The sequence below is a fragment of the Streptomyces sp. NPDC048416 genome (genome assembly GCF_043200435.1).
GTDB lineage: Bacteria > Actinomycetota > Actinomycetes > Streptomycetales > Streptomycetaceae > Streptomyces.
The window spans coordinates 456,113-481,137 of record NZ_JBICXU010000001.1 but is presented as its reverse complement, the minus strand read 5'-3'; the positions used below and the strand labels follow the sequence as shown (position 1 = coordinate 481,137).

The 25,025-nt window shown below is 71.7% G+C and carries 22 protein-coding genes and 1 tRNA gene; 9 read left to right on the top strand and 14 right to left on the bottom strand.

The window, feature by feature from the left end; genetic code table 11:
• Window positions 1-406: 406 nt before the first annotated feature.
• On the bottom strand, window positions 407-1,975 hold the full coding sequence (locus ACGFW5_RS02170; protein ID WP_393832220.1) for a hypothetical protein: 1,569 nt from the start codon (window positions 1,973-1,975) through the stop codon (window positions 407-409).
• Between the two features lie 230 nt (window positions 1,976-2,205).
• On the opposite strand from ACGFW5_RS02170, the gene ACGFW5_RS02165 reads away from it, so the two are divergent.
• Both ACGFW5_RS02165 and ACGFW5_RS02160 read left to right on the top strand, forming a co-directional pair.
• Window positions 2,206-2,709 (top strand): hypothetical protein, encoded by a 504-nt coding sequence (locus tag ACGFW5_RS02165; protein ID WP_393832219.1) that lies wholly within the window; start codon window positions 2,206-2,208, stop codon window positions 2,707-2,709.
• Window positions 2,710-2,771: 62 nt separating this feature from the next.
• Window positions 2,772-3,635 carry a spermidine synthase gene (locus ACGFW5_RS02160; protein ID WP_393832218.1) on the top strand — a complete coding sequence of 288 codons (864 nt, stop codon included), beginning with the start codon at window positions 2,772-2,774 and terminating at the stop codon, window positions 3,633-3,635.
• Between the two features lie 79 nt (window positions 3,636-3,714).
• On the opposite strand, the gene ACGFW5_RS02155 is transcribed toward ACGFW5_RS02160, so the two are convergent.
• Window positions 3,715-4,281 carry a hypothetical protein gene (locus ACGFW5_RS02155; RefSeq protein ID WP_393832217.1) on the bottom strand — a complete coding sequence of 189 codons (567 nt, stop codon included), beginning with the start codon at window positions 4,279-4,281 and terminating at the stop codon, window positions 3,715-3,717.
• Window positions 4,282-4,380: 99 nt separating this feature from the next.
• On the opposite strand from ACGFW5_RS02155, the gene ACGFW5_RS02150 reads away from it, so the two are divergent.
• From ACGFW5_RS02150 to ACGFW5_RS02140, 3 genes are all read left to right on the top strand, one after another.
• Window positions 4,381-5,070 carry a response regulator transcription factor gene (locus ACGFW5_RS02150; protein WP_393832216.1) on the top strand — a complete coding sequence of 230 codons (690 nt, stop codon included), beginning with the start codon at window positions 4,381-4,383 and terminating at the stop codon, window positions 5,068-5,070.
• Window positions 5,067-6,446 carry a sensor histidine kinase gene (locus ACGFW5_RS02145; RefSeq protein WP_393832215.1) on the top strand — a complete coding sequence of 460 codons (1,380 nt, stop codon included), beginning with the start codon at window positions 5,067-5,069 and terminating at the stop codon, window positions 6,444-6,446. The genes ACGFW5_RS02150 and ACGFW5_RS02145 overlap by 4 nt, the downstream gene beginning before the upstream one ends.
• Before the next feature lie 1,077 nt (window positions 6,447-7,523).
• A complete protein-coding gene (locus ACGFW5_RS02140) occupies window positions 7,524-9,029 on the top strand; it encodes a cellulose binding domain-containing protein (protein WP_393832214.1) in 1,506 nt (501 codons plus the stop codon).
• A 69-nt stretch (window positions 9,030-9,098) separates the two neighbouring features.
• Here ACGFW5_RS02140 and ACGFW5_RS02135 read toward each other — a convergent pair whose 3' ends face one another.
• From ACGFW5_RS02135 to ACGFW5_RS02110, 6 genes are read right to left on the bottom strand one after another with little or no spacing between them, the layout of a single operon-like run.
• Window positions 9,099-9,278 carry a hypothetical protein gene (locus ACGFW5_RS02135; protein ID WP_393832213.1) on the bottom strand — a complete coding sequence of 60 codons (180 nt, stop codon included), beginning with the start codon at window positions 9,276-9,278 and terminating at the stop codon, window positions 9,099-9,101.
• Window positions 9,278-9,844, bottom strand: coding sequence for a hypothetical protein (locus tag ACGFW5_RS02130; protein ID WP_393832212.1), 567 nt, complete (start codon window positions 9,842-9,844; stop codon window positions 9,278-9,280). The genes ACGFW5_RS02135 and ACGFW5_RS02130 overlap by 1 nt, the downstream gene beginning before the upstream one ends.
• A gap of 47 nt (window positions 9,845-9,891) precedes the next feature.
• A complete protein-coding gene (locus tag ACGFW5_RS02125; RefSeq protein ID WP_393832211.1) occupies window positions 9,892-11,319 on the bottom strand; it encodes a GH1 family beta-glucosidase in 1,428 nt (475 codons plus the stop codon).
• Window positions 11,320-11,374: 55 nt separating this feature from the next.
• Complete coding sequence (locus ACGFW5_RS02120) at window positions 11,375-12,190, bottom strand: carbohydrate ABC transporter permease (RefSeq protein ID WP_393832352.1); 816 nt, start codon at window positions 12,188-12,190, stop codon at window positions 11,375-11,377.
• A gap of 23 nt (window positions 12,191-12,213) precedes the next feature.
• Window positions 12,214-13,221, bottom strand: coding sequence for a carbohydrate ABC transporter permease (locus ACGFW5_RS02115; protein WP_393832210.1), 1,008 nt, complete (start codon window positions 13,219-13,221; stop codon window positions 12,214-12,216).
• Window positions 13,222-13,223: 2 nt separating this feature from the next.
• Window positions 13,224-14,558: an extracellular solute-binding protein gene (locus ACGFW5_RS02110; RefSeq protein WP_393832209.1), complete on the bottom strand. Its 1,335-nt coding sequence runs from the start codon at window positions 14,556-14,558 to the stop codon at window positions 13,224-13,226.
• 233 nt (window positions 14,559-14,791) lie between these two features.
• Here ACGFW5_RS02110 and ACGFW5_RS02105 point away from each other — a divergent pair, with 233 nt between their 5' ends.
• A complete protein-coding gene (locus tag ACGFW5_RS02105; RefSeq protein ID WP_393832208.1) occupies window positions 14,792-15,823 on the top strand; it encodes a LacI family DNA-binding transcriptional regulator in 1,032 nt (343 codons plus the stop codon).
• Window positions 15,824-15,877: 54 nt separating this feature from the next.
• Here the strand turns inward: ACGFW5_RS02105 and ACGFW5_RS02100 are convergent, their stop codons facing one another.
• From ACGFW5_RS02100 to ACGFW5_RS02085, 4 genes are all read right to left on the bottom strand, one after another.
• Complete coding sequence (locus ACGFW5_RS02100; RefSeq protein WP_393832207.1) at window positions 15,878-16,072, bottom strand: hypothetical protein; 195 nt, start codon at window positions 16,070-16,072, stop codon at window positions 15,878-15,880.
• Between the two features lie 22 nt (window positions 16,073-16,094).
• Window positions 16,095-16,167: transfer RNA gene (locus ACGFW5_RS02095), tRNA-His, on the bottom strand.
• A 133-nt stretch (window positions 16,168-16,300) separates the two neighbouring features.
• Window positions 16,301-16,903 carry an oligoribonuclease gene (gene orn / locus ACGFW5_RS02090; protein WP_393832206.1) on the bottom strand — a complete coding sequence of 201 codons (603 nt, stop codon included), beginning with the start codon at window positions 16,901-16,903 and terminating at the stop codon, window positions 16,301-16,303.
• A gap of 10 nt (window positions 16,904-16,913) precedes the next feature.
• Window positions 16,914-18,164: a helix-turn-helix domain-containing protein gene (locus tag ACGFW5_RS02085; protein ID WP_393832205.1), complete on the bottom strand. Its 1,251-nt coding sequence runs from the start codon at window positions 18,162-18,164 to the stop codon at window positions 16,914-16,916.
• 1,215 nt (window positions 18,165-19,379) lie between these two features.
• On the opposite strand from ACGFW5_RS02085, the gene ACGFW5_RS02080 reads away from it, so the two are divergent.
• Window positions 19,380-19,901, top strand: coding sequence for a universal stress protein (locus ACGFW5_RS02080; protein ID WP_393832204.1), 522 nt, complete (start codon window positions 19,380-19,382; stop codon window positions 19,899-19,901).
• Window positions 19,902-20,135: 234 nt separating this feature from the next.
• Window positions 20,136-20,705, top strand: coding sequence for a GPR1/FUN34/YaaH family transporter (locus ACGFW5_RS02075; protein WP_393832203.1), 570 nt, complete (start codon window positions 20,136-20,138; stop codon window positions 20,703-20,705).
• Between the two features lie 125 nt (window positions 20,706-20,830).
• Here the strand turns inward: ACGFW5_RS02075 and glmS are convergent, their stop codons facing one another.
• The gene (gene glmS, locus ACGFW5_RS02070; RefSeq protein ID WP_393832202.1) at window positions 20,831-22,648 is read right to left on the bottom strand and encodes a glutamine--fructose-6-phosphate transaminase (isomerizing); all 1,818 of its coding nucleotides are present in this window, start codon (window positions 22,646-22,648) and stop codon (window positions 20,831-20,833) included.
• Between the two features lie 63 nt (window positions 22,649-22,711).
• On the bottom strand, window positions 22,712-22,993 hold the full coding sequence (locus ACGFW5_RS02065; protein ID WP_393832201.1) for a hypothetical protein: 282 nt from the start codon (window positions 22,991-22,993) through the stop codon (window positions 22,712-22,714).
• Between the two features lie 333 nt (window positions 22,994-23,326).
• Between ACGFW5_RS02065 and ACGFW5_RS02060 the strand changes: the two genes are divergently transcribed.
• The gene (locus tag ACGFW5_RS02060) at window positions 23,327-24,913 is read left to right on the top strand and encodes a beta-N-acetylhexosaminidase (protein WP_393832200.1); all 1,587 of its coding nucleotides are present in this window, start codon (window positions 23,327-23,329) and stop codon (window positions 24,911-24,913) included.
• Window positions 24,914-25,025 lie beyond the last annotated feature (112 nt).

The following is a 25,025-nucleotide window of genomic DNA, read 5'->3' as shown; positions in this document are numbered from 1 at the left end:
GGGGCGGCGCCGAGTGGTTAAGGGGCGCGGGGAACTGCGCGAGCAATCCTCCGCGGTCCGCGGTCGAAGACGGGTTTAGGGGCGCGGGGAACTGCGCGACCGGCCTCGCGCGGTCGGCATGCCGGAAGCCGGGCCCCTGGGGCTGCGCCCCAGACCCCGCCGCGCCTGAACGGCGCTTGTCCTCAATCGCCGGACGGGCTGAGGGTGCGCATGCGGGGCGGCGCCGAGTGGTTAAGGGGCGCGGGGAACTGCGCGAGGAGCGGCCGCGGCCCGCAGTCGAATGCCGGACTCCCACAGGGGGCGCGGCGCGCGCAACCCTCCGCGGTCCGCGTCCGCCCGCCGCGTGGCCAAGACGCGCAGGCCCGGCGGCTCCTACACCGCCAACGCCGCCCGGCGGCGGCGGCCCCTACACCGCCACCGCCGCCCGGCGTTCCAGGAATGACGCCACCTCCGGGGACGCCCGGTACGGGATCAGGAGGCGGGACGTGTCGGCCAGCATCGCCTGGATGCGGGTGGACTGGACCTGGTTCAGAAGGTCAAGGACCTGCTGCCCGGCCGCCGCGGACTCCGCAGGCGCACCCGCACGCGCGAGATCGTCGGCGAGCTCGGCCCGGTACAGCGCGAGGTTCCGCGTGAAGTACGGGTCCTGGAGCGAGGCCGCGCGATGCGCGTGACGGGCCGCACGCGACCAGTCGCCCAGCGCCGAGAAACACTGCGCCTGCAACATCTCCAGCTCCGCCTCGACGAAGAAGCTCATCCACTCCGGGTCAGCGGCGCAGCCACCCCGCGCGAACCGGCTGTGGGCCCGCGCCAAGGATTCCTCGCACGCCGAGCGGTCGCCGAGCCCCGCCCAGCCGCCCGCCTCGCGCAGCGACAGCAGGGACAGCAGCCGCGCCGAGCCGAGCGACTGCGCCGCGCGCTCACCCGCCTGCGCCGCCCGCATCGCCTCACGCGGTCTGCCCATGTCCCTGGCCAGGAAGGACATGTTGCAGAACGCGTGCGCCTCAAGGGCCGGGTCACCCGCGAGGCGAGCCGTGGCAAGCGCCTCCGCATAGTGCGAGCGTGCCTCGCCGAAGCGACCCGAATCGTGCGCCAACCAGCCGACGGAGATGGCCAGTTCACCCGCCCCCGAGTGCAGCCGGTCCTGCGTCGAACGCCGGGCCGCGCTCGCGTCGAGCAGGGCGTAGGCGGTGCGCAGCGGTTGCGCGGCACTCTGGTAGAGCGCGTCCGCGCCGTGCCGGTCGTCCAGGAGTCTGATCCGGCGCACCGCATCCTCCACGGCGCTCACCTCGGCCTCGCCGACGCGCTGGACGGAACGTGCGGATGCCGGGCCGAGGCCCAGCGAGACGGCCGCCACCGTGGCGGTGGAGCCCGTCATGAATGCGCGACGCAGCACGTCGCTCTCCTCGTGGTTCTGGTGGAGCCAGTGGTTGTGGTCGTGGTCGTGGTCGCGGTCGGGGTGGTCTCGGTCGTCGTCGTGAGCGGGGGAATCGTGGGAATCGTGCGGGTCGTAGTGATCTCGGCGGTCCGCCAGGTGGCCCGACAGACGGTCTGGCAGGTGGCCCGACGGGTGGTCGGACGACGGGTGGTCCGGTTGTCCGGGGCGGGGGGTCAGACGGATGAGGGGCGCGGCGAACAGGGTGCGCGCCCCCCGGCCCCGTACCGTCTCCCGTGCCGAGAACCCCAAGTCGGCCAGGGTCAAACCCGGGAACATGTGCCGGAAGACCCGTTCGTACGCATAGTTGGGGCAGCGGATCTCGCCGTTCTCCACGCGCCCGATGTAGCGGGCGTCGCAGGCCACCTGCTCGCCGATCTCGCGCGCGGCGCGGCGCACCGCTGCCGCGAACTCGCCCGGCGAGCGCCCGCCCCTCAACAGCCGGAACGCCACGTTCGGTTCGCGCGCCGGCCGGCGCGGCGTCCGCGGAGTCCGCGCGTTCACCCGGGGGTCTGCCTGGGGATCTGGTGACGGCGCCATGGCTCGACAGCTCTCTCTGGCGGGGTGGTGCGGAGCAAGAACGTACCTTCTGTGACGGGTCGTTCACACAGCGTTTGGCTACAAAACGGATATCTCACCTGCGATCCGCCATGAACTGCCATCCTTTGCGGCGGCGTGCCGCCGTTCCCCTTGACGCGTCGGGGCGTTGAACCATGTGGAGAGCGCCAGACACCGCCAAGACGCGGAGGGCTTGCCTTGTGGAGGACTGCGTGAACACCGACACCCCCATCGACTTCACCGTCTCCGGTACGCAGACGACGGCCGTCCGCCATCCGCAGTCGCCGCGGGCGAGCGCTCCGCCGGTCTCCGCGTGCGGCGCCGAGGAACCCTGCGACCTGGTGACCGTGCCCGCCCGTCAGGGCCTTGAGGCCGTCGACATCATCCGCCGCGGCGCCGCCCCCGCGGCCGTCGGACCGGTCCTGCACGACGGGGCCTGCGACACCCTCGGCTTTCTGGTGCCGCCCGGCACCGCCGCCGCCTGGGACGTGCCGGGGAGTGCCTGTACGGAGACCAACGGGCGCGGACTGCGCATCGCGGGGCTCCCCGTGGTGCCGCCCGTCACCGGCTCCGGATGGCTGCTCCCGCCGGACACCACCGAGGTCACCGACCCCGGACTGCTGCGTGCCGCGCTGGGCGAGGCGGCCCGCATGATCGAGGCGGCCGACGGCATCAGCGAGGCGGCCGACGGCCTCGGCGAGACCGGGGGCCGCTGACGCGGTGCGGCGCCCGGCGGCCCGGGAAGGCGGCACCCGCGCGGCCGGTCGATAATGGCGGGATGGCGAAGAGCGGCAGGCGGCGGGGGGCGGGGCCCGAGCCCGTCGTGGAGGCGGTGGACGGTGGGCTCGCGGAGCTCATACCCGACCGGGACCGGTCCGGCGGGTGGACGCTGCTGCTCGACGGGGCGCCCCAGTCGCACGTGGACCTCGACGCGCCGCAACGACTCACCTTCGAGTACCAGCGCCGCCTCGGGCACGTCATCGACCTGGCCGCCGCGCCCGGCCAGCCCCTGAATGTGCTGCACCTCGGCGGCGGGGCCTTCACCCTGGCCCGCTACATCGCGGCGACCCGGCCCCGCTCCACCCAGCAGATAGTCGAGCTGGACGCGGCCCTCGTCCAGCTCGTACGCCGCGAGCTGCCGCTCGATCCCGGCGCCCGGATACGGGTGCGCGGCGGCGACGCGCGGGCCGGGCTCGCCAGGCTCCCCGACGGCTGGGCCGACCTCGTCATCGCGGACGTGTTCAGCGGGGCCCGCACCCCGGCGCACCTGACCAGCACCGAATTCCTCGCCGACGTACGCCGGGTGCTCAAGCCGGCAGGCACGTACGCCGCGAACCTCGCCGACGGGCCCCCGCTCGCGCATCTGCGCGGCCAGATCGCCACCGCCTCCGGGGTCTTCCCCGAGCTCGCGCTCGCCGCCGACCCCACGGTGCTGCGCGGCAAGCGGTTCGGCAACGCGGTGCTCGTCGGCTCGGCCGTGCCGCTGCCCGTCGCCGAGCTGACCCGGCGGATCGCGGGCGACCCGCACCCCGGGCGCGTCCAGCACGGCCGGGAGCTGGCCGACTTCACGGGCGGAGCCGCGCCGGTGACCGACGCGAGCGCCAAGCCGTCGCCCGCGCCGCCCGCCTCCGCCTTCCGCTGAGCGGCGTGACGCGGCGTGACGCGGCGTGCAGCGAGGTGCGCGGTGGGGTGCCTGCCGAGCCGGCCGGCGCGTCGTCGGGTCAGGTGTTGTTGATCTCCACCGCGGGCGGATGGCCGTTCCAGGTGCAGAACACCGAGACGGTCTCGCCGCCCCGCGTGAAGGTGACCCGTATCCACTCCGTCTGGATCCAGCGCTGCATCTGCCAGCCCGATGCGGGCGTCGCCGAGACCAGTTGGGCCGAGGCGGCGCCGAGGTCGAAGACGACGCGCCCGCCCGACACGTTGTACCCCCGCACGGCACCGGAACTGGCCGCATCGCCCGAACTCGCGTACGGCGAGGGCGACTTGGCGGGATCCGACGGCGAACGCCCGCCCGACGGCGTGCCGCTCCCGGGCCCCTTCGACGCCTTTGGCGTGGCCGAGGCCGACGGCGCGGGGCCGGACGGGCTCGGGGCGGGGCGGTGGGTCGAGGACGCGTCGGGCCCCGAGTCCTGATGAATGGTGCGGGCCTCGCCGCTGATCGGCAGCGCGCGGGGAGGGTCGTACGCCGTGCCGGCCATCACCGTGTGGACACCCCACCAGGAGAGCGTCACCGCCGCTCCCGTGGCGAGCGACCACGCCAGACCGTGTACGAGTGCTCTGTGCATCCGGGCCATACTGCACCACACGCCCCAGCCGTGTCCCGCCACCGCCGGGTCCACTCCCACGGGGGACCGCGCTCCCACGGATGGCGTACGGTGCGGGCCATGGCAAGTGTGCTCGTGGTCGAGGACGACCAGTTTGTCCGCTCCGCCCTCATCCGCCACCTCACCGAGGCCTCCCACACGGTACGGAGCGTCGGCACGGCACTTGAGGCGCTGCGCGAAGTCGCTCATATCCCGTTCGACGTGGTCATCCTGGACCTCGGACTGCCCGATCTGGACGGGTCCGAGGCGTTGAAGATGCTGCGCGGCATCACCGACGTACCGGTGATCATCGCGACCGCGCGGGACGACGAGACGGAGATCGTCCGGCTCCTCAACGACGGCGCCGACGACTACCTCACCAAACCGTTCTCCGTGGAGCACCTGTCCGCGCGGATGGCCGCCGTGCTGCGCCGGGCGCGCGCCACCACCGGAGCCGAACCGCCCTCACGGGTGCTCCAGGTCGGCGGCCTGTGCATCGACCCGCTGCGCCGCCAGGCCGAACTCGACGGTGTGCAACTCGACCTGACCCGGCGGGAGTTCGACCTGCTCGCCTTTCTCGCGGGCCGGCCCGGTGTGGTCGTGGCGCGCAAGGAACTCCTCGCCGAGGTGTGGCAGCAGTCCTACGGCGACGACCAGACCATCGACGTCCATCTGTCGTGGCTGCGGCGGAAGCTGGGCGAGACCGCGGCCCGGCCCCGCTATCTGCACACCCTGCGCGGCGTCGGCGTGAAACTGGAGCCACCCCTGTGAGGTGGGCCCTGGTCAAGGTCTGCCTCGCCGTCACCGTGATGGTCGTGGTCGCCTTCGCGGTACCGCTCGGCATGGTCATCAAGGAGATGGCGCGCGACCGGGCGTTCTCCAACGCCGAACGACAGGCGGCGGCGATCGGGCCCACGCTGTCCATCACCACCGACCGCGACGCCCTGGAACGGGCCGTCGCCTCCACCCAGTCCGGCGCCGAGGGCCGGATGGCCGTCCACGTCCCCGCCGACCCGGCCGTGCCGGGCAGCACGCCGGTGGACATCGGCCGGCAGCGGGCCGCGGACAAGGACCTCGACACCACCCGCAAGGTCATCAAGGCCTCGATCTCGGACGTGTCGGGCGGCTCCACGCTGCTCCAGCCCACCGCCCTGAGCTCCGGCCAGATCGCCATCGTCGAGGTCTTCGTGCCGGAGGCCGAGGTCACCAACGGCGTGGCGACGGCCTGGCTGGTCCTCGCCGGCGTCGGCACCGCCCTGATCATCGGCTCCGTGGCCGTCGCCGACCGCCTCGGTGTACGCATGGTCCGCCCGGCCCAGCGGCTCGCGGGCGCGGCGCAGGACCTGGGCGAGGGGAAACTCGGGGCGCGGGTCCCCGAGGAGGGGCCCACCGAACTGCGCTCGGCGGCCGTCGCGTTCAACTCCATGGCCGACCAGGTCGTCCAACTCCTCGCCAACGAAAGGGAGTTGGCGGCCGACCTCTCCCACCGGCTGCGTACGCCACTCACCGTGCTCCGCTTGAACGCGGCCTCGCTCGGCGACGGGCCCGCGGCCGACCAGACCCGGGCGGCGGTCGAGCAGCTGGAGCGCGAGGTCGACACGATCATCCGTACGGCGCGGGACGCCAAGCCCAAGACCCAGCCCGCCGGGCCCGGCGCGGGGTGCGATGCCTGCGAGGTGATCCCGGACCGGATGGCGTTCTGGTCGGCGCTCGCCGAGGACGAGGGCCGCGAGGTGCGGCTCGCCGGCGTGGACCGGCCCGTCCGCATCCCGGTGGCCCGCGCCGACCTCGTCGCCGTGCTCGACGCGCTGCTCGGCAACGTCTTCCGGCACACCCCGGAGGGCACGGCGTTCTCGGTGGACGTCCACAACGGGGAGGACGCGGTGATCGTGCTGGTCTCCGACGCGGGGCCGGGCATCTCCGACCCGCGGGCCGCGCTGGCGCGGGGCAACAGCGGGGGGCGGCCCGGGTCGACGGGGCTCGGCCTCGACATCGTGCGTCGCGTGGCCGAGTCGACGGGGGGCGATGTGCGGATCGGCCATTCCGTGCTGGGCGGCACGGAGGTACGCCTCTGGATCGGGCTGGGCCGCCCCGCCGCCCCGGCCCGGCGCGGCCACCGCCTCCGCCGCCGCGGCGCCCCGACGTAGCGGCTCCGCCCCGCCCCGCTCGGGCCTTGCAGCCCCTCGTCCTCAATCGCCGGACGGGCTGGGGATGCCGCTGCCGGGCGGCGTCGGGCGGTCGGCCGGGCTGGGGGTGCCGATGCCGTCCGGCACCTCGTGGCTGAGGGGCGCGGGGCTGTGTCCCTTGCGCGGCTCCGCCGCGGTGGGCGCGGGTGCGCCTGGGGTGCTCCGGGTGCCCTACTGGGGGCGCGGGGAACTGCGCGGGTGCCCCAGCACGGTCCGCAGGTGAAAGCGGCGGGGTTGCCGGGGCTCCGCCCCAGACCCCGGGGATGGCCCCACCCCGCCCCTTCCCGAAACCCGCCGGGGGTGAGAGTGGGGCTGAGGCACACACTCAATCGCCGGACGGGCTGGGTATGTCGCCCTGCCGGGCACGGAGTAGTTGGGGGCGCGGGGAACTGCGCGAGACGCGGGCACGGTCCGCAGGCGTAGGCGGGGTTGCCGGGGCTTCGCCCCGGGCCCCGGTCGGGCCTGAACGGCCCTCGTCCTCAATCGCCGGACGGGCTGGGGATGCCGATGCCGGGCGGCGTCGGGCGGTCGGCCGGGCTGGGAATGTGCGTGCCGGGCGGCACGGAGTGGTTGGGGGCGCGGGGAACTGCGCGAGACGTGGGCACGGTCCGCAGGCGTAGGCGGGGTTGCCGGGGCTTCGCCCCAGACCCCGTTCGGGCCTGAACGGCCCTCGTCCTCAATCGCCGGACGGGCTGGAAGTGCCGACGCTGGGCGGCGTCGGGCGGCGGGCCAGGCCGGGGATGCCGATGCCCGGCGATGTAGGGCTGCCGGGCGGGCTGGGGATGCCGATGCCGGGCGGTGCCGAGTGGTCAGGGGCGCGGGGAACTGCGCGAGTGGCCACGGGCGGGCCGGGGTCGGGGGCGGGGCACCCTGCCAAGGGCGTCCCGCCCGGGCGCGGGCTTAATCCCTGCCCATCGGATCCTTAAGCGGAGCCTAAGATCCCCAACCCCCGCCCTGAACTGGGCATTTGTCCGATTCCCCAGAGCTAGCGTGCTGCCCGCACCCCAGAAACCCCCGCAACGCAGAGGCAGGCACGGCATGGGCACCAGTACGCACCGGCGCAGGGCGAGTGGCAAGACCAAGGCCATCGGCGCAGTGGCCGCCGCCGCGGTCGTCGGCGGCGCCGCGTTCGCGCTCACCGGCACCGCCCAGGCCGCCTCGGTCGGCGCGGCGTTCACCAGGACCAGCAGCTGGACCGGTGGTTACACCGGGCAGTACGTCATCACCAACGACACCGGCAAGACCCTCCCCGACTGGACCCTGGAGTTCGACCTGCCGGCCGGCACCTCGCTCTCCTCCCTCTGGAACGGCGACCAGAGCGTCAAGGGCCGGCACGTCACAGTGAAGCCGCCCAGCTGGGACAAGGGCGGACTGGCCCCGGGCAAGTCCGTCACCATCGGCTTCGTCACATCCACCCCGGGCACCGCGAACGGCGCCCCGGACGGCACCGCGGGCGACCCCGTCGGCTGCCTCATCGACCAGGAGAAGTGCTCCGTCGACACCGGCGCCACCCCGCAGCCCAGCGGCCGCCCCACCCAGCCGCCCACCGCCAAGCCGACCGCCACCCCGTCCAAGACGGCCACCGCGACCCCGACCCCGAGCAAGTCCTCGGGCAGCGGAACGGCCGGCGGAACGGGCAGCGGAACGGCCGGCGGCGCCGGGTTCTCCCCGTACGTCGACACCTCGCTCTACCCGGCGTACGACCTCACCGGCACCGCCGACAAGACCGGTGTCAAGCAGTTCACCCTCGCCTTCATCACCTCCGGCGGCGGCTGCACCCCGCTGTGGGGCGGCGTCTCCGACCTGGGGAGCGACAAGGTCGCCTCGCAGATAGGCGCGCTGCGCGCCAAGGGCGGCGACGTCCGGGTCTCCTTCGGCGGCGCGTCCGGATCCGAGCTCGGCCTCGTCTGCAAGAGCGCCGACGAGCTGGCCGCCGCGTACGGCAAGGTCGTCGACGCCTACAAGCTGACCAAGGTCGACTTCGACATCGAGGGCGCCGCACTGCCCGACACCGGCGCCAACACCCGCCGTGCGCAGGCCATCGCGAAGCTCCAGAAGTCCCACCCCGGGCTCGACGTCTCCTTCACGCTGCCCGTGATGCCGGAGGGCCTGACCCAGCCCGGCGTCGACCTCGTCGCCGACGCCAAGAAGAACGGCGTCGCCGTCTCCGCCGTCAACATCATGGCCATGGACTACGGGCCCTCCTACAACGGTGACATGGGGGACTACGCGATCCAGGCGGCCACGGCAACGCAGGCCCAGATCAAGGGAGTTCTCGGTCTCTCCGACGCCGCCGCGTGGAAGTCTGTCGTGGTCACCCCGATGATCGGCGTCAACGACGTCAACGTCGAGAAGTTCACCGTCGCCGACGCCACCAAGCTGGTCGGCTTCGCCAAGTCCAAGAACCTCGGCGGGCTCGCCATGTGGTCCGCGGCCCGCGACCAGCAGTGCCCGGGCGGCGCCAAGAACTCCGCCGACCCCACCTGCTCCTCGATCGCCCAGGAGCCGCTGGCCTTCACGAAGGCGTTCGGCGCCTACAAGTAACCCCGGCCCCGCCCACTGGACCAGCGCCCCGGCCGGAGCGCCCCTTCCCCCACGCCGGCCGGGGCGCGCTCAGCGCTTGCCGGACCCGGTGGCCGCCCTCGCCACCAGGGCCGGCACGCCCACCGCGATCACCACCCCCGCCACCACGTCCCACCCGATCACCCCGAACGCCGCGAGTACGCACATCAGCGGCGCCATGAGCAGCAGGAACGGCAACAGCGAGAACATGTTCACCGGGTGCTTGCTCATCACCGCGCTCCGTTCTGTGCTTTCGCCGCGTCCAGGTAGTCCGCAAGGCCGTCCCACTGGCCCGGCCGCGCCGCCGTGTCTCCCGACAGCGCCGCCGGGTCCTCGTGCCAGGCGGCCCGTACACCGGCGGAGATCGACCGGTCGCCGCCGCTGAACAGGGCGCTCAGTTCGTCCATCCGGGCCGCGAGAGTACGTACGCGCGGATCGGCCGACGGGATGCCGGACGTCCTCAACTCCTCGGCCCGCCGGTACAGTCCGGGCCACTCGATCTCCAGCAGATAGTGCGCGGCCGGGCCGGCGGCGGCGCCGTGTACGCCGAGGGCCCGGAGCTGGTCGTCGTCCAGGTGACGGCGCACCGCCTCGTCGGCGCCGGGGCTCGCGGCGCCCGTGGCGCGCAGCGCGTCGAAGAGCGCCGCGGCCGTCGGCGCCCCGCCGCCCGCCACTTCCTCCTCGACGCGCACGAGCCGGTCCCGCAGCACGGTGAGCGCGGCGAGGTGCGCCTCGACGCTCTCCAGGTGGAAGCGGTCATGAGGCCACCTTGCATCCTCACGCCACGTCAGGTGCAAGCCCCACGGAGCCCCCCGGGAGGCGGGGCCGCGCCCGCGCCACCCCCTCACGCCTCGGGCAGCTCCCCCGTCCGCGCCAGCTCCGCGTACCAGTGGGCGCTCGACTTCGGGGTGCGGGTCAGCGTCTCGTAGTCCACGTACACCGCGCCGAACCGCTTTCCGTACCCGTACGACCACTCGAAGTTGTCCATCAGGGACCACAGGTAGTAGCCCCGCACGTCCGCGCCCGCGTCCATCGCCCGGCGCACCGCCGCGAGGTGACCATGCAGGTAGTGGATGCGGTCCGGGTCGTGCACGGTCCCGTCCTGGTCCGGTTTGTCGTCGCAGGCCGCGCCGTTCTCGGTGATCAGGAGCGGCAGGCCGGGGGCCTCATCGGCGTACCGCAGCAGCAGGTCGTACAGGCCGGAGGCGTCGATGCTCCAGCCCATCGCGGTGCGCTCGCCCGGCGGCTGGTGGAAGGCGACCGATTCGGCGCCCGGCCAGCACGAGTGGGTGCTCGCGCCGTGGCCGTCGGCCCTGGCGCCCGCGTGGTCGGGGCCGGCCGCCGACACCAGGGACGTCGTGTAGTAGTTCAGGCCGAGCGCGTCGAGCGGCTGGTGGATCGCGCGCAGATCGCCGTCGTGCACGAAGGACCAGTCGGTGACGGACGCGGTGTCCGCGAACAGCCGACTCGGGTACGCGCCGTGCAGCATCGGGCCGTGGAAGATCCCGTTGGCCAGGTTGTCGATCCTGCGCACCGCCTCCAGGTCTGCCGGATCCTGCGAAAGGGGCCTGACCACCGCCGAGTTGAGGCTCGCCGCGATCTGGTTGCGGGCGGGCATCGCGGCCCGCAGCGCCGAAGTGGCTTCGCCATGAGCGAGGTTGAGGTGGTGGGCGGCGCGCAGGGAGGCCGCCGGGTCGGTGCGTCCCGGTGCGTGCACCCCCGAGGCGTACCCCAGAAAGGCGCTGCACCAGGGCTCGTTGAGAGTGATCCACCGTTCGACCCGGTCGCCCAGCGCGGTCCCGACGAGCGCCGCGTACTCGGCGAAGCGGGCCGCCGTGTCGCGGGCGGGCCAGCCGCCGCCCGCGGCGGAGCCGCTGGAGAACCCGGTCTCCAGTTCCTGCGGCAGGTCCCAGTGGTAGAGGGTGAGTGCGGGCGCGATGCCGTGGTCGAGCAGTTCGTCGACGAGGCGCCGGTAGAAGTCGAGGCCGCGCTGGACGGCGGGTCCGCGCCCGGTGGGCTGGACCCGGGACCAGGAGACGGAGAAGCGGTACGAGGTGAGGCCGAGCTCCGCCATCAGGGCGACGTCCTCGCGCATGCGGTGGTAGTGGTCCACGGCCACGTCACCGGTGTCGCCGTCGGCTGTCTTGCCCGGGGTGTGGCTGAAGGTGTCCCAGATGGAGGGGGTGCGGCCGTCCTCCCGTGCCGCCCCCTCGATCTGGTAGGCGGAGGTGGCGGCGCCCCAGAGGAACCCGGGCGGAAAGCGGTCGGACATACGGCACTCCCAATGAGCTGACGGATAAAGGGACTTGGGGGCATCGCGGGGCGGGTCAGCCCTTGACCGCGCCCTGCATGATCCCGCCCACGATCTGCCGTCCGAACACGACGAACGCGAGCAGCAGCGGCAGCGTGCCGAGCAGGGCGCCGGCCATGATGACCGACTGGTCGGGGATGTAGCCGCGGCCGAGGCCGGTGAGGGCCACCTGGACGGTGGGGCTGCCGTTCTGGGTGAGCGCGATGATCGGCCAGAAGAAGTCGTTCCAGGCCATCACGAACGTCAGCATCCCGAGCACCGCCATCGCGGGTCTGGCCACCGGGAACACGATGTGCCACACCACGCGCCAGCTGCTCGCGCCGTCCACCCGGGCCGCCTCGACCAGCTCGGTGGGCAGCGCCTCCACCAGGTACTGCCGCATGAAGAACACCCCGAACGCGCTGACCAGGGTGGGCAGAATGACGGCCTGGAGCTGGTCGGTCCAGGACAGCTTGGCGACCATCATGTACAGCGGTACGACGCTGAGCTGCGGCGGCACCATCATCGTGCCGATGACGAGGACGAGCAGCAGGTTCTTGAAGCGGAAGCGCAGCTTGGCGAAGGCGAAGCCGGCCAGCGTGGAGAAGAACACCGTGCCGGCCGCGATGGAGCCGGCCACGATCGTCGTGTTGAGCAGGGCCGTGCCCATGTTGGCGTCGGTCCAGGCGATCTGGAGATTCCTGAACAGGTTCCCGCCGAACCAGAACGGCGGGGGCGTCTGGGCCAGCCGGGTGTTGGTGCGGGAGGCCGCCACCGCCGTCCAGACCAGTGGGAACAGCGATCCGGCGGTGAACACCATCAGTACGGCGTAGGTGAAGCGGCCGCCGTGCATCTGGCGGCCGGCACGCTGGGCTCTCAACTCGTCTCTCCCTTGCGCAAGGTGCGGGAGACGAGCCAGTTCACCGCGCCGATGAGGAGCAGGATCAGGAACATCGCCCAGGCGATCGCCGAGGCCCGGCCCAGGTGCAGATTCACCCAGCCCTGCTCGTACAGATAGAGGCCGAGCGTCTGGAACTGGTGGTCCGAGCCGCCGGTGGCGCCCGCGGCGCCGTTGAAGAGCAGCGGCTCGCCGAACAGCTGGGTGGCGCCGATGGTGGAGACGACCGTGGTGAACAGGATCGTCGGCCGCAGCGCCGGGATCGTCACATGGATGAACTGCTGCCACCGCGAGGCCCCGTCGAGCGCGGCGGACTCGTACAGATCGGCGGGCACCGCCTGCATCGCGGCCAGGTAGATCAGCGCGTTGTAGCCGGTCCACCGCCAGACGACGATGGTGGACACGGCGAGCTGCGAGGTCCAGGTGCCGTTCTGCCAGTCGACGGGGCCGAACCCGACGAACCCGAGCGCCCAGTTGATCATTCCGTAGTCGCGCCCGAAGAGCAGCACGAACACCAGGGTCGCGGCGGCCACGCTGGTGGCGTACGGGGTGAGCACGGCGACCCGGAAGAACATCGAGCCGCGCAGCTTGTAGTTGAGCAGGTGCGCGATGCCGAGCGCGACGAGCAGCTGCGGGACGGTGGAGAGCACCCCGATGGTGAAGGTGTTGCGCAGCGCGTTCCAGAAGAATTCGTCGGAGAGCAGCCGCGAGAAGTTCTTGAACCCCACCCACGTCATGTCGTTCGGCGCGGTCAGCTCGACCTGGTGCAGCGAGGCCCAGCCGGTGTAGAGGAGCGGGAAGAGGCCGAAGGCCGCGAAGAACACGAAGAAGGGCGCGACGAACGCGTACGGACTCCAGCGCACGTCCCGCCGGTAGCGGCGGCTGCGCCGCTCCTCGGCGCGGGCCCCGGCGGGAGCTCCGGCGGGGGCCGCGCCCTCCTTCCCGGAGCCGGGGGAGGGCACGGCGGCCGTGGTGTCGCTCGCCATCGTCACTGGTCCAGGGCGTTGTCGATCGCCTTCACCGCGGCTTCCCAGCCCTGCTGCGGCGACTTGCCCTTCTGCTCGACCTGGAGCATGCCGATGTCGGTGAGGTTCTGCTGGATGATCTGGTCCTTCGGCCCGAGGATCTGCACGGGGGTGCCCTCGGCGGCCTGCGCGAAGATCTGGCCGATGGGTGCGTTGCCGAAGTAGGCGTGCTTGGCGTTGGCCACGGCGGGCAGCCCATAGGCGGCCTTCGCGCTCGGGAAGCTGCCGCGCTTCTCGAACAGGACGGCCTGCTGGGCGGGCGCGGTCAGCCAGGCGGCCAGCTTGGCGGCCTCCGCCTTGTGCTTGCCGGCCGAGGGCACGGTCAGGAAGGAGCCGCCCCAGTTGGAGGGCTTGGGCGCGGCGGCCACGTCCCACTGGTCCTTGCCGGCCGCGCCCGCCTTGTCCTGGATGTAGCCGAGCATCCAGGCGGGGCAGGAGACGGTGGCGAACGAGGCGTTGGCGAAGCCCTGGTCCCAAGTGGGCTGGAACTGCTGGAGCTTGGCGGTCAGGCCGCCGGCCGCGAACGCCGTCGCGGTGTCCCAGGCCTGCTTGACGGCCGGGTTGTCCTTGTAGACCACCTTGCCGTCGGCGTCGTAGTAACGGATGGCACTGGAGCCGGTGATCGAGTTCAGCACGCCGGACGCGGAGTCGACGAAGGCGGGCCCCGACGGGACCTTCGCCTTGAACTGCCGCCCCACATCCAGGTACTTGTTCCAGTCGCCTGCCCACAGCTTGCCCACGGCGTCCCGGTCGGTGGGCAGGCCGGCCTTGGCGAACAGGTCCTTGCGGTAGCAGATGCCGGTCGGCCCGGTGTCGGTGCCCAGGCCCACCGTCTTGCCGTCCTTGGCGGTGCCCTCGGCCCACTTCCACGGCAGGAAGTCGTCCTTGTTCACGCCGGACGCCTTGGAGAGGTCCTCCAGCTTGCCGCTCTGCGTCGACGTGATCTCCGCGATGTTGCTGACCTCGACCGCCTGGATGTCGGCGAGCCCGCTGCCCGATCCGAGGTGGGTGAGGAGCTGCGGGTAGTAGTTCTCGTTCCGCTCGATCGAGGTCTGCTTGATGGCGATGTCCGGGTGGAGCTTCATGTACGCGTCGTAGAGCCCGGCCTCCTTCAGGCCGAAGGCGCCGAAGACGCCGACGGTGAGGGTGGTCTTCGCACCGCCACCACCGCCACCGGAGGAGCCGCCGCCGGCCTGGTCCTTGCCGTCGTCGGCACACCCGGCGAGCAGCCCGGTACCGAGCGCGACCACGGCCGCGAGGGCCGCGAATCGTCTGGACATATGTGTACGCGTGCGCATGTTCTTCCTCCAACTGTCGTCCGGGCCAGCCCCGTTGAGGCGCGTCGGCGCGGGCGGAAGGGATGCGAAAGGTGTAAGGACCTACTACTGTGGGAGCGCTCCCAGCCGTGATGTGTTGAAGGGTCGCGGCTCCCTGTTGGACTGTCAAGGGACCGCGCAATGACAAGAGATGGCGTTTTTCGCCCAGCGGGGCCTGTTACTTTCACCGGAGTTGCGCGAGTGGGGAGGCAGACGTGACGACAGCTCGCACGGCCAGGGGCCGTGGCGCGGGGCGGCCGACCCTCGAAGAGGTGGCCGCGAGGGCCGGGGTCGGCCGGGGCACCGTGTCCCGGGTGATCAACGGTTCGCCCCGGGTCAGCGAGGAGACCCGCGCCGCCGTCGAGGCCGCCGTGGCCGAACTCGGGTACGTGCCCAACCGGGCGGCCCGCGCGCTCGCCGCGAACCGCACGGACGCGATCGCCCTGGTCGTCCCCGAGCCCGAGGCCCGCTTCTTCGCGGAGCCGTACTTCTCCGACATCGTGCGCGGCGTGGGCGCGGCGCTGGCCGACACCGAGATGCAGCTCCTGCTCACCCTGGTCGGCGGCGACCGGGAACGGCGCAGGCTCGCGCAGTACCTCGCCTCGAACCGGGTGGACGGGGTCCTGCTCGTCTCGGTCCACGCCGACGACCCGCTGCCCGACCTCCTGGAACAGCTCGGCATCCCGGTCGTCATCAGCGGCCGCCGCTGCGAGGACGAGCCGCTGGCCTCGGTCGACTCCGACAACTTCGAGGGTGCCCGCACCGCCGTCGCCCACCTCGCCGCCCGGGGCCGGCGCACCATAGCGACGATCGCCGGGCCCCTGGACGTGTACGGAGCCCGGCGCCGCCTGGACGGCTACCGGGCGGCGCTCGCGGAGGCCGGCCTGGCCGACCTCACGGCGCACGGCGACTTCACCGAGGAGGGCGGGCGCCGCGCGATGACGGAGCTGTTGGCCGGCGCCCCCGAGCTCGACGCGGTCTTCGCCGCGTCCGACCTGATGGCGTCCGGCGCCCGCCAGGTCCTGCGCGAACACGGCCGCCGCGTCCCGGAGGACATAGCCCTGATCGGCTTCGACGACTCGGCGATCGCCCGCCACATGGACCCGCCCCTGACCAGCGTGCGCCAGCCGATCGAAGAAATGGGCCGAGCCATGGCCGACCTGCTCCTCACAGAAATAACCGCCACCGAACCGACCCGCCGAAGCCTGGTGCTGCCTACGGAACTTGTCGTGCGGGCGTCGTCGTAGGGGGCGCCGCCCCCCAGCCCGGAGCCCCGCGCAAACCGGCCCCTGCCGGCCGCTTCAGGACACCACCCACTGACCCGTGTCGTCCGAGAAACCACTGTCCATCGCGAACTGGACCTTGGTGACCTTCGACGTCGTCGGGATCTCGAAGACGATGAACCCCAGGGCGCTGCGATGCGCCCCGGCGCGGGCTCGCGCACACCGGCCGGGTGCCGCGACCCCGAACGCGAAGAGGGCCCGCTCCGTTTTCACGGAGCGGGCCCTCTTCGATCAGGGTGAGTAACGGGACTCGAACCCGCGACATCCTGGACCACAACCAGGTGCTCTACCATCTGAGCTATACCCACCATGCGCGGCCGGACTGTTGTGGTCTTGGCAAGTCCCTGGGGGCTTACCTACCGGCCGAGAAAAAGTGTACATGGTCCGGGAGGGTGCTCGCGCACATGTTTCGAGGCACCCTCCCGGACCCCCTGCGAAGGGCTACTCCGCAGGCAGGACGTACTTCGCCGCGATGGTCTTCGCGGTGTCCGAGTCCGGGCCGGGCTGCGGGACGAAGACCGCCTCGCGGTAGTAGCGGAGCTCCGCGATGGATTCGCGGATGTCCGCAAGCGCCCGGTGGTTTCCGTTCTTGTCCGGGCTGTTGAAGTACGCCCGTGGATACCAGCGCCGGGCGAGCTCCTTCACGGAGGAGACGTCCACGATCCGGTAGTGGAGGTGGGACTCCAGACTCGGCATGTCCCGAAGGAGGAAGCCACGGTCGGTACCGACCGAGTTTCCGCACAGCGGCGCCTTGCCCGGCTCCTTGACGTGTTCACGTACGTACGCGAGGACCTGCTCCTCCGCGTCGGCCAGCGTGGTGCCGCCGGCCAGCTCGTCGAGGAGCCCGGAGGCGGTGTGCATGGTGCGCACCACCTCCGGCATGGTCTCCAGCGCGGCGTCCGGGGGACGGATCACGATGTCCACCCCTTCACCGAGTACGTTCAGCTCCGAGTCGGTGACCAGTGCGGCCACCTCGATGAGTGCGTCGTCCGCCAGCGAGAGCCCGGTCATCTCGCAGTCGATCCACACCATGCGGTCGTTCATGCGCCTCACCCTACGGGGCGCTCCGCTGGCCGGGCAGACTCGGACGGCCACCGGTGTACCCGGAGGCGTACAGATCGGAGCTGGGTTTCCCCGGCTCCGGCCCGGTGTGCGAGGTCGCGGAAGGACCCATCACCGCGCTGGCCGCCGCTGTCCGCCGGGCCTGGGGGAGCGCCTGGGGCGGGACGGTCTCCGGCACGGGGGCCGGCATGGGCACCGCGACGGGGCCGCCGTTCGGTTCGGGCTGTGGACGCCTCGCCCGGTAGGCCGCCCGATAGGAGGCCGGGGACGAGCCGAGCTGGCGGCGGAAGTGCCCGCGCAGCGCGACCGGGGAACGGAAGCCGCAGCGGCCCGCGACCTCGTCCACCGAGTAGTCCGACGTCTCCAGCAAGCGCTGGGCCTGGAGGACCCGCTGGGTGATCAGCCACTGGAGCGGGGCCGACCCGGTCAGCGAACGGAACCGGCGGTCGAAGGTGCGACGGCTCATGTACGCCCGTGCGGCCAGGGTCTCCACGTCGAACTGCTCGTGCAGATGCTCCAGCGCCCAGGCGACGACCTCGGCCAGCGGGTCGGAGCCGATCTCCTCAGGTAAAGACCTGTCGAGATAGCGCTCCTGCCCGCCACTGCGGCGCGGCGGCACGACGAGTCGGCGGGCCAGCGCGCCGGCCGCCTCACTGCCGTGGTCCGTCCGCACGATGTGCAGACAGAGGTCGATACCGGCCGCGGTCCCGGCCGAGGTGAGGACGTCCCCGTCGTCGACGAAGAGCTCCCTCGGGTCCACATGGACGGATGGATACCGTTTGGCCAGTGTCGGCGCGTACATCCAGTGCGTCGTCGCCGGACGGCCGTCGAGTAGACCGGCCGCCGCGAGCACGAACGCGCCGGTGCACAGCCCGACGATTCTTGCCCCTTCCTCGTGTGCCCGGCGCAGCGCTTCGAGCGCCGCGGCGGGGGGCGGTGAGGTGATGGAACGCCACGCGGGCACCACCACCGTTCCCGCCCTGCTGATTGCTTCCAGGCCGTAGGGCGCGGTGAGTTCGAGTCCCCCTGTGGTCCGCAGGGGTCCTTCCTCGCCGGCACATACCAGCAGCCTGTAACGCGGAACTCCCGCGTCCTGACGGTCGATTCCGAACACGGAGAGCGGAATGGAACTTTCGAAGATGGGGCCGCCACTGAACAGCAGTACGGCGACGACTTCCCGGCGTCGGCGGCCGGCCAGCTTCCTTGCGGTCTCCGGTGATGCGGCAGCGGAGTCCTGGCTCATGGCGCTAAGCCCCCCTCGGTGTTCGCGGCTCCCCGTTCTTGTCGGGCCTGTCGCTCCTGCACTTTTCCCCTCGGTTTTGCACGAGTCCCCAGCCTTCGATACGCATGATCGAATCTACTGCGTCCCGTGGTGCCGGCGTGACAAGTCCGGCACCCAGCGCTATGTCGACAAGGCAACTTGGCGCGAAGCATTCGATCACGAGCGTTTCACTCGTGGGCCCCGTAGGGGAAGTGCGCCTCAGGGGGATGGCCCGTACCCGTATGGTGCCAGACGCCGCAATGGTGCTTTCCTCCCTGGTGGCAAGGGGGTTGGCAGGCCATTTGGCCAAGGAATCCCCCACCCGGGGAAGTTGGCCGAAAACATACGGGTCCAGGTGTGCGATCGACTCACCTCTCGGGTGTACAGGCTCCTCTGTGACGCCCGCCGCGGCGCCCTCCCGGGATCCCGCGGCCGCGCCGGGAGGGCGCCGTAACCGACCGCCGTGCCCGTTCTTCGGCGGCGGCCCGCTCGGACTGCCGCAAGAGCAGGCGGCACACGGCCGTCACGGCTGTCAGGCCCACGGCGGAACCGACCGTTCCCGCGAACGAAGCCCCGTACACGACGAGCACCACGGGTACGAGCACACAGCTGAACGCCGCCCAGCGCACGACGTCGCCCGCCGGATCCGAGCCCGGCCCGGCATCGGCGGACCAGAGTGGTTCGCCGTTCACGGACCGGTTGGTACGTACTGTTTCAGCCGCGGGCGGCGCTCCCGGAGACCGATGGCGTGCGCCGGCCGGTGCGGAAGGGGCGGAAGGACGGACGACCGGGGGAAGGGGCACGAGGAGGTGGCTTCCTGATCGGGGTCGGTGTGATCGCGTGCCTAACGCGAAACCGGCCGCTCCGGTCACTGGAAGATCATCAGGATGGGGGCGCGGAACCGGCCGGAGAAGGGGGACGGGGCGTGGCCGTGAGGCGACGGAAGGGACGGCTGTACAGGGCACCGGGCATTGCCATCCGGGGCGGGCTCGTGCATGCTCCGGGGAACGCCGAGTAGGTTCGGCGGCTCTGGGCAGGAGAGGAGTCTCGCCGTACCCTTGGGGGTATGGGGTTGGGAAGATGATTCCCGGACACGGCTCCCCCCGGACACAGCCACGTCGCCGACTCGTTGTTGCTCATCAGTCCCCGCTGTCCCTCGCTGTCCCTCGACTGAGGACCTCTTTCGCCGAGACACCCATGGCCGGTCACGAATTCTTCGAACCCGCGGACCGCAAGCAGGTAGCCGACCCCACGTCGGACCTCCAGGCGGCGACAGAACCACGTCATTCCTGCGATCCCGCATTCCGTCACGGCGTCGTCGTCGGCTTCGACGGCTCGACCTCCAGTGAGCGGGCTCTCGCGTACGCCATCGGCATGGCCAAGCGGTCGGGCTCCGGGCTGATCATCGTCCACGTGGCCAACCGGCTGCCCACCACGGTGTGGGCGGGCTGCGAGCCGCCGGTCTTCGTGGACGTCCCCGACCACCGCACCGAAGTACTCGGCCTCGAACTTGCCTGCGCCGACTACCTCGCCGAGGTCCCCTGGATCCTGGTGGAGCGCGGCGGCGACATCTGCCACGAACTGGAAGAGGTCGGGCGCGAGTACGCGGCCGACGCGATCGTCGTCGGCTCCACGCACGGCCTCGTCGGGCGGATCTTCGGTTCGGTCGCGGGCCGCCTCGCGCGCCGGGCACAGCGCCCCGTGGTCGTCATTCCGTAATCGGCCGCCCGTGGTCGTCACTCCGTAACCCGGCCGCCCCGGCCGCCCCCGTCGTCGTCATCCCGTAATCGGGCGTTGTCCCAGTCGAGACCCGTGCCGGGGTTTGGCTGACGTGACGTCAACTCCCTTGCGCCGCAGGTGAATCTACCCATGCGTAGGGGTGGATTGTTCCGTTGTGAAGGGTACATAAAGCTCGCTGGGAAGCAGCACAACGGCACATGAAGGGAGCCCGCCGTGGACAACGAAGTTCCCGCGGGAAGCACCACCTCCACTCTCGGTCACCTCGCGCTCGGACTCACCCTGCTGGCCTTCGGCATCGGCAACACGCGGGTGATCCACGGCGTCACGGTGGCCGACTCGGTCTCGGTCGCCACCTACGTCGGCGGCATCGGTCTGTTCGTCCTCGGCGTCCTCGCCTTCCGCGAGCAGGACGCGTTCACCGGCACCGCCTTCGCCGGTCTCGGCGCCTTCTGGTTCACCTGGGCGGCAGGCGCGGACACCAAGTTCTCCGCCAACGCGGCCGGCCTCTTCCTCGTCCTGTTCGCGTTGCTCGCGCTGAGCCTCGCGGCCGGCTCGACGGGGGCCGGGATCTTCCGGCAGGGCACGTACGGACTGCTCTTCCTGGCTCTGGTGCTGCTGGCCGTCGGCCAGTTCGCCGGCAGCGCCTCGCTCGGCAAGGTGGCCGGCTGGGTCGCCGCGGTCGCGGGCGCCGTCGCCTGGTACGGGGCCACGGCCGCGCTCGCCAAGTGGCCGACCGCGATGCCCCGACGCGCCGCCGGCCGGGGGGTGACGGCCACCGGCTGAACGGCAGCGGGCCGGTGCGTGGGCAGCACGGGCACGCACGAGGGCGACCCCCGCCGATGAGACGGGGGTCGCCCTTCTATGTGCTCAGGGATGCGTACGGCCACCTGCCGTACCGCGGTCCCGGACTACTCGACCGTGACCGACTTCGCCAGGTTGCGCGGCTTGTCGATGTCGCGGCCCATGGCAAGTGCCGTGTGGTACGCGAAGAGCTGGAGCGGGATGCCCATGAGGATCGGGTCCAGCTCGGACTCGTTCTTCGGCACGACGATGGTGTGGTCGGCCTTCTCCTGGTTCTGGTGCGCCACCGCGAGGATGCGGCCGCTGCGGGCCTTGATCTCCTCAAGGGCGGCGCGGTTCTTCTCCAGGAGGTCGTCGTCGGGGACGATCGCGACCGTCGGGAGCGCCGGCTCGATGAGCGCGAGCGGGCCGTGCTTCAGCTCGGACGCGGGGTAGGCCTCGGCGTGGATGTAGGAGATCTCCTTGAGCTTCAGGGAGGCCTCAAGGGCGACCGGGTAGCCGCGCACACGCCCGATGAACATCATCGACTGGGCGCCCGCGTACTCCTGGGCCAGCTTCTCGATCTCCGGCTCCATGGCCAGGATCTCCTCGATCTGGCCGGGCAGCTTGCGCAGGCCCTCGATGATCCGCTTGCCGTCGGCGACCGACAGGTCGCGGATGCGGCCGAGGTGCAGGGCCAGCAGCGCGAAGGCCACGACCGTGTTGGTGAAGCACTTGGTGGAGACGACGCAGACCTCGGGGCCCGCGTGCACATAGGTGCCGCCGTCCGCCTCGCGGGCGATCGCCGAGCCGACCACGTTCACGACGCCGAGCACACGGGCGCCCTTGCGCTTGAGCTCCTGCACCGCCGCGAGCACGTCGTACGTCTCACCGGACTGGGAGACCGCGATGTACAGGGTGTCGGGGTCCACGACCGGGTTGCGGTAGCGGAACTCGGAGGCCGGCTCGGCGTCCGCGGGGATGCGGGCCAGCTCCTCGATGAGACCGGCGCCGATCATGCCCGCGTGGTACGAGGTGCCACAGCCGAGGATCTTGATGCGGCGCACGCCGCGGGCCTCGCGGGCGTCCAGGTTGAGGCCACCGAGGTGGACGGTCGAGAACCGGTCGTCGATGCGGCCGCGCAGGACCCGGTCGACGGCCTCGGCCTGCTCGCTCATCTCCTTGTGCATGTACGTGTCGTGGCCGCCCATGTCGAAGGAGGCGGCCTCCCACTCGACGGTCTCGGGGGTGGCGTTGGTGAGCGTGCCCGAGGTCGTGTACGTGCGGAAGTCGTCGGCCTTCAGGGTCGCCATCTCGCCGTCGTTGAGCGTGACGACCTGGCGGGTGTGCGCGATGAGCGCGGCGACGTCGGAGGCGACCAGCATCTCCTTCTCGCCGATGCCGAGGATGACCGGGGAGCCGTTGCGGGCGACCACGATGCGGTCGGCGAAGTCGGCGTGCATCACGGCGATGCCGTAGGTGCCCTCGATGACCTTCAGCGCTTCGCGGACCTTCTCCTCAAGGGAGTCGGCCGGGGAGCGCGCGATGAGGTGGGTGATGACCTCGGTGTCGGTCTCGGACGCGAAGACGACGCCCTCGGCCTCCAGCTTGGCGCGCAGGTCGGCCGCGTTGTCGACGATGCCGTTGTGGACGACGGCGACCTTGTTCTCGGGGTCCAGGTGCGGGTGCGAGTTCACGTCGGAGGGGGCGCCGTGGGTGGCCCAGCGGGTGTGGGCGATGCCCGTGGTGCCGGCGAAGCGCTTGGGGACGCGGGCCTCCAGGTCGCGGACGCGGCCCTTGGCCTTGACCATCTTCAGGGCCCCGGACTTGGGGGTGTTGACGACCATGCCCGCGGAGTCGTAACCCCGGTACTCCAGCCGCGCCAGGCCTTCCAGCAGCAGCGGAGCCACATCACGCTTACCGATATAACCGACGATTCCGCACATAAAGTCTCTGCCCCTCCATCGACGTACAACGTTCCTGTGTGCCCGGCCGCGCCCGTTGGCGTATCAGCCGTAGACGATGCGGCGCAGCTGCCGGAGCGAGAGCTCCGGTGGCGCCACGGCGCGGTGCGGCAGCTCGGCCGCGATCCGTTCGAAGATCTCGGCGTTGACGGCTCCACCGGACTGCAACTCGCGGTGGCGCCGACGGACGAATTCCTCGCACGTCTCGTCGAAGTACGCCAGCACGTCGAGAACCACCCGGGCCGCTTCACCGCGCTGGAGCGCGGTGCTGCGCACCAGATGATCTACGAGGTCGTCGTGGGACGACGGGCTGCGGCGTTCGAGCACCCGTCGATATTGCGGGCTGGCGGGGTATCGCGCAAGAATCCTGCCCGATTCCGGGCAGGATTCACATGATCACGCTCCTGGTCTGGACCAGTCGCCGTCGTGGGTGCCCGGTCCTCGGGGCCTCGGATGCCGTCCTTCTGGATGATTTCCGCCCGTCCAGGATTCCCTCACCGCCCGATCAGGTGATGATCGACTCACGGACGTCCTGCCGTGCGAGCCCGCCCCTGCCGGGCTGGTGCGCACCTTGACCCCGGCCGGGGTCGCCGGGTCCCATGGAACAGGTGCGGTTGCTCGGCCCCCACAGTCGCGTGCCCCCGTGGAAGGGAACCGCTTGTGCGACAGAGACAGCGCAGGACATTCGCCCGGCTCCTCGGCTCACTGGTCCTGGTGGCGGCCGCCGGACTCACCGGCATCACGACGGCGGGCCCCGCCGCCGCGGCCGGACCCCGCCCGCTCGACCAGATCGTGCCCGTCCCCGCCTCCGTGTCCCCGGGTGGCGCCCCCTACGCCATCGGGCCCGCCACCCGCATCAGAGTCGCGCCCGGCTCGCCCGAGGCGCAGCGGATCGGCGCCTATCTGGCGGGCGTCCTTCGCCCCTCCACCGGGTACGCCCTGCCGGTCACCGGCGCCGGCCGCGACGGCATCCGGCTGCTGCTCGGCGCCGACGACGAGAGCCTGGGCGACGAGGGGTACCGGCTGACCTCCGGCAAGGACGCGGTCACCGTCACCGCCCCCACCCCGGCCGGGCTCTTCCACGGCGTGCAGACCCTGCGCCAGCTGCTGCCCGCCGACGTCGAGAAGAAGACGCGGCAGAGCGGCCCCTGGCAGATCGCGGGCGGCACGATCACCGACGCGCCGCGCTACGCCTACCGGGGCGCGATGATCGACGTGTCGCGGCACTTCTTCACCGTCGCCCAGGTCGAGCGCTACATCGACCAGCTCGCCCTCTACAAGATCAATGAGCTGCATCTGCACCTCAGCGACGACCAGGGCTGGCGGATCGCCGTCGACTCCTGGCCCCGGCTCACCACCTACGGCGGCCAGACGCAGGTCGGCGGCGGCAAGGGCGGCTTCTACACCAAGGCCGACTACCGGACGATCCTCGCCTACGCCTCCTCCCGCTACCTGGAGGTCGTGCCCGAGATCGACACCCCCGGGCACATCAACGCGGCCCTCGCCTCCTACGCCGGGCTCAACTGCGACGGCGTCGCGCCCCCGCTGTACACGGGGACCGCCGTGGGCTTCAGCTCGCTGTGCGTGCCCAAGGAGGTGACGTACGGCTTCTTCGACGACGTGGTGCGCGAGGTCGCCGCCATGACGCCGGGGCGCTACGTCCACATCGGCGGGGACGAGGCGCAGTCCACGTCGAAGGACGACTACGACACCTTCATGGACCGGGCCCAGCCCGTCGTCCAGAAGTACGGCAAGACCGTCATGGCGTGGCACCAGATCGTCGACGCCACGCCCGTGGAGGGCGCCGTCGCCCAGTACTGGGGCACGACCGGCGACGAGACGGACGTCGCCGCCGCCGCGCAGGCCGGCACCAAGCTGGTGTTGTCGCCGGCGAACCGCGCCTACCTGGACATGAAGTACGACGCGACGACGCGCCTCGGCACCAACTGGGCCGGCTACGTCGACGTCGACAAGTCCTACGCGTGGGACCCGGACACCTTCGTCCGGGGCGTGCCCGCCGATGCCGTGCTCGGCGTGGAGGCGCCGGTCTGGACGGCGACGCTGAGCGACAGCGCACAGATCGAGTACATGGCGTTCCCGCGGCTCCAGGGGATCGCCGAGATCGGCTGGTCGCCCGCGTCCACGCACGACTGGGCGTCGTACAAGCTGCGGCTCGCGCAGCAGGGCCCGAGGATGGCGGCGCTCGGCATCGCCTTCTACCGCTCGCCACTGGTGCCCTGGGTCTGACCCGACGGGGTGGGGGCGCGGCGGTGCGGGCGCCCGAGGGCGGGGGCCCGACAGGGTAGGGGGCGCGGTGATCCACGCGCGGACCACACGCGCGGACCCGCACGCGGATCGC

Excerpts from the sequence above, each read along its gene's own strand:
- ACGFW5_RS02155 (WP_393832217.1), bottom strand. The coding sequence starts at position 4,281 with ATGCACAGAGCACTCGTACACGGTCTGGCGTGGTCGCTCGCCACGGGA.
- ACGFW5_RS02125 (WP_393832211.1), bottom strand. The coding sequence starts at position 11,319 with ATGTCCGACCGCTTTCCGCCCGGGTTCCTCTGGGGCGCCGCCACCTCC.
- ACGFW5_RS02160 (WP_393832218.1), top strand. The coding sequence starts at position 2,772 with ATGGCGAAGAGCGGCAGGCGGCGGGGGGCGGGGCCCGAGCCCGTCGTG.
- orn (WP_393832206.1), bottom strand. The coding sequence starts at position 16,903 with ATGAACGACCGCATGGTGTGGATCGACTGCGAGATGACCGGGCTCTCG.
- ACGFW5_RS02110 (WP_393832209.1), bottom strand. The coding sequence starts at position 14,558 with ATGCGCACGCGTACACATATGTCCAGACGATTCGCGGCCCTCGCGGCC.
- ACGFW5_RS02150 (WP_393832216.1), top strand. The coding sequence starts at position 4,381 with ATGGCAAGTGTGCTCGTGGTCGAGGACGACCAGTTTGTCCGCTCCGCC.
- ACGFW5_RS02115 (WP_393832210.1), bottom strand. The coding sequence starts at position 13,221 with ATGGCGAGCGACACCACGGCCGCCGTGCCCTCCCCCGGCTCCGGGAAG.
- ACGFW5_RS02080 (WP_393832204.1), top strand. The coding sequence starts at position 19,380 with ATGGCCGGTCACGAATTCTTCGAACCCGCGGACCGCAAGCAGGTAGCC.
- ACGFW5_RS02135 (WP_393832213.1), bottom strand. The coding sequence starts at position 9,278 with ATGAGCAAGCACCCGGTGAACATGTTCTCGCTGTTGCCGTTCCTGCTG.
- ACGFW5_RS02140 (WP_393832214.1), top strand. The coding sequence starts at position 7,524 with ATGGGCACCAGTACGCACCGGCGCAGGGCGAGTGGCAAGACCAAGGCC.
- ACGFW5_RS02170 (WP_393832220.1), bottom strand. The coding sequence starts at position 1,975 with ATGGCGCCGTCACCAGATCCCCAGGCAGACCCCCGGGTGAACGCGCGG.
- glmS (WP_393832202.1), bottom strand. The coding sequence starts at position 22,648 with ATGTGCGGAATCGTCGGTTATATCGGTAAGCGTGATGTGGCTCCGCTG.
- ACGFW5_RS02085 (WP_393832205.1), bottom strand. The coding sequence starts at position 18,164 with ATGAGCCAGGACTCCGCTGCCGCATCACCGGAGACCGCAAGGAAGCTG.
- ACGFW5_RS02120 (WP_393832352.1), bottom strand. The coding sequence starts at position 12,190 with ATGCACGGCGGCCGCTTCACCTACGCCGTACTGATGGTGTTCACCGCC.